The organism is Synechococcus sp. BA-120 BA3, from assembly GCF_034931285.1.
In the GTDB taxonomy this organism is placed as follows: Bacteria; Cyanobacteriota; Cyanobacteriia; order PCC-6307; family Cyanobiaceae; genus Cyanobium.
Genome location: NZ_JAYGHZ010000409.1, coordinates 1 through 2929 on the forward strand (window position 1 = coordinate 1; position 2929 = coordinate 2929).

At 70.0% G+C, this 2929-nt stretch carries 4 protein-coding genes and 1 tRNA gene; 3 read left to right on the plus strand and 2 right to left on the minus strand.

Annotated features, from left to right (window positions below):
- Positions 1–151 precede the first annotated feature (151 nt).
- A tRNA-Ser gene (locus VB737_RS16045) sits at positions 152–236 on the plus strand.
- A gap of 25 nt (positions 237–261) precedes the next feature.
- Here the strand turns inward: VB737_RS16045 and VB737_RS16050 are convergent.
- Positions 262–504 carry a DUF8674 family protein gene (locus VB737_RS16050; RefSeq protein WP_216916086.1) on the minus strand — a complete coding sequence of 81 codons (243 nt, stop codon included), beginning with the start codon at positions 502–504 and terminating at the stop codon, positions 262–264.
- A 107-nt stretch (positions 505–611) separates the two neighbouring features.
- Between VB737_RS16050 and VB737_RS16055 the strand changes: the two genes are divergently transcribed.
- Together VB737_RS16055 and VB737_RS16060 are read left to right on the plus strand one after the other, a co-directional pair.
- Positions 612–1805 carry a glycosyltransferase gene (locus tag VB737_RS16055; RefSeq protein ID WP_500314427.1) on the plus strand — a complete coding sequence of 398 codons (1194 nt, stop codon included), beginning with the start codon at positions 612–614 and terminating at the stop codon, positions 1803–1805.
- A 65-nt stretch (positions 1806–1870) separates the two neighbouring features.
- On the plus strand, positions 1871–2587 hold the full coding sequence (locus VB737_RS16060) for an undecaprenyl-phosphate galactose phosphotransferase family protein (RefSeq protein WP_500314429.1): 717 nt from the start codon (positions 1871–1873) through the stop codon (positions 2585–2587).
- Between the two features lie 16 nt (positions 2588–2603).
- Here the strand turns inward: VB737_RS16060 and VB737_RS16065 are convergent.
- On the minus strand, positions 2604–2929 hold a 326-nt coding region (locus VB737_RS16065; RefSeq protein ID WP_500314431.1), incomplete at its 5' end, for a cobalamin biosynthesis protein.

Sequence of the window (2929 nt, forward strand, 5' to 3'; positions counted from 1 at the left end):
CTGCTGGAGCACGGGCCGCCCCGGGTGTGGCTCAGTGGGGCCCTGCCGGCCGGCGCCCCCCTGCCGCGGGGCTGGCGGGTCAGTGGGGCCAGCGGTGCGCTGACCGCTCCGTAAAGTGAGCCGATCCCCGACGCCATGGCGCTTGGGGTGTGGAGAGGTGGCTGAGTGGTCGAAAGCGAACGACTCGAAATCGTTTGAAGGGAAACCTTCCGTGGGTTCGAATCCCACCCTCTCCGTTTCGTCAGGCCTGGCGTGGGCGCGTCAGGAATGGAACAGCAGCACGAGGCCGGATTTCACCTGGTGAAACTCCCGTTCCTCCCGGCTCAGATCCAGTCCAACCTGCAGGCCCTCCTTGAGCGCCACGTCGAAGGGCGGCGCCGGCGGGGGCTTGCCGTCACACCAGAGGGCTGCAATGCCCACGGAGGTGGCATGCCACCGGAAGCAGGCGGTTGTCCCGATGGAAGGCTCCTGAAGGGCGTCTTCGAGAAGCTCGCGGATCGCCATCGTGTCCCGGCTCTCGCCATCCCAGTCGTCGCCTTAGCTTCGGCAGAGACCCCGGCCAGGGCAATCGGCTGAGAGTTTTCGTGATACTGGCGCCTACGGTGCCTGCCATGGAGGCCTTCCCCAGCCCAGTCGCCCTGGTGCATGAGTGGTTCACACCCCGTTCGGTGGGTGGGGCCGAGCAGGTGGTGCAGGAGCTCGACAGGCTCCTGGCCGGCCGGGGCACCCCTCCGGCCCTGTTCGCCCTGGTGGATGGCGAGAGTTCCCTCCCCGGCAGCTGGCTGGCCGGCCGTCGGGTCCGCACCAGCTTCATCCAGCGGCTGCCCTGGGGCGTCAGCCACGTGCAGCAGTACCTGCCGCTGCTGCCGCTGGCGATCGAGCAGCTTGACCTCTCCGGCCATCCCCTGGTGATCAGCAGCAGCCATCTGGTGGCCAAGGGGGTGATCACCGGTCCGGACCAGCTGCATGTCAGCTATGTGCACACCCCGGCCCGCTACGCCTGGGACCAGATGCACACCTACCTGGAGCGCTCGGCCCTGGCCCGCGGACCCCTGGGCCCCCTGGTGCGGTTGCAGCTGCACCAGCTGCGCCAGTGGGATGTGGTCAGCAGCGCCCGGGTGGATGCGCTGGTGGCCAACTCCCGCTTCACCGCCCGCCGCATCCGCTGCTTCTGGCGCCGGCGCGCCCATGTGCTGCCGCCCCCCGTGGCGGTGGAGCGCTTCCGCTGGGATCAGCCCCGGGACGACGTTTATGTGAGCCTCTGCCGCCTGGTGCCCAACAAGCGGGTGGATGTGGTGGTGGAGGCGTTCAACCGCACCGGTCTGCCCCTGGTGGTGCTGGGGGATGGCCCCGAGCGGCGGCGGCTGGAGGCGATGGCGGGCCCGGCCATCCGCTTCCTCGGTCGCCTGCCGGACCACGAGACCGCCGCCTGGCTGGAGCGGGCGCGGGCCTACGTGTATGCCGGCCTGGAGGATTTCGGCATCGCGCCGGTGGAGGCGATGGCCGCCGGCGCCCCGGTGATCGCCTTCGGCCAGGGCGGGGTGCTCGACAGCGTCCGCTGCCTCAGGGATGGAGAAGGCGCCCCCACCGGCCTTCTGTTTCCTGAGCAGAACGCCGCCAGCCTGGCGGCGGCCCTGGAGCACTTCGAGGCGGGCCGGCTCTGGCGCTCCCTGCCGGCGGAGCGGCAGCGGCGACGGGCGGAGCGCTTTGCCCCGCCGCTCTTCCGCCGCCGCATGGACACCCTGCTCGACCAGCTGTGGCAGCAGCACCGTCGCCGCCTCCACCGTCCTGTGCCTCTGATCTGAGTGGCCCTGCGGGATGGAGTTCCGTACGGGCTGATCCTTAACTTCTTCTAACGAACCCGTCCCCCATGCTCTCTTCCATCGGGACCCCCTACGCCTCTCGGCAGCTGGTGACAGCTCCGGCGCAGGTGCTCACCGCGGAAGAGCTGATCGCCTTCCAGTCCAAGCGCGACCGCGTCGTCAAGCGCGCCGGCGACATCGTCTTCTCCCTCACCGTGCTCACCCTCGGGTCGCCGGTGCTGCTGGCCCTCGCTCTGTTGGTGAAGGTCACCTCCCGCGGTCCGGTGTTCTACGTGCAGCAGCGGGTGGGGCGCGATTACCGCAGCTTCGGTTGCATCAAGTTCCGCACCATGCGGCGGGATGCCGATCGCCTGCTCTCCAAGCTGCTGGCCGAATCCCCGGATCTTGATGAGGAGTACCGCAACGACTTCAAGCTCAAGAACGATCCGCGCATCACCCGTCTGGGCAAGTTCCTGCGTCGCTCCAGCCTCGATGAACTGCCCCAGTTCCTCAACGTGCTGCGCGGCGAGATGAGCGTGGTGGGCCCCCGTCCGATCGTGAGGAGCGAGCTGGAGCGCTACGGCAACCGCATGGATGAGGTGCTGGCGGTGCGGCCCGGCCTGACCGGCCTGTGGCAGGTGTCCGGCCGCAACAACCTCAGCTACCCCGAGCGGGTTCGGCTGGATGTCCGCTACGCCCGCCGCCGCAACCTGCTGATGGATCTGCGCATCATCCTGCGCACGATCGGCGTGATGCTCGACCCCCGCGACCGCGGTGCCTACTGAGGCCTGACCCTTCTCCTCAGCCTGGTGCCCATCCGGCACCGAGGAGGGTCAGGGCCGGCAGGGCCAGCAGCAGCCAGAGCAGTTCGAGCCGATCACCCAGGCCCAGGATCCGCTCCACCCCGTCCCGGTCCGGCGGACGGCCATGGGCGGCCAATGTGGGCTTGATGCGCACCCCATCGGCGTAGGTGTTGGCCCCTCCCAGGCGCACCCCGGCGGCGTGGGCGAAGGCCGCCTCCGACACGCCGGCATTCGGGGAGGGATCGGGGGCGCCGTCCCGCAGGGCGGCCCGCAGCCAGCGAGCGGTCTGCCCGGGGCGGCCCGCCGCCAGGGGCAGGCTGAGGG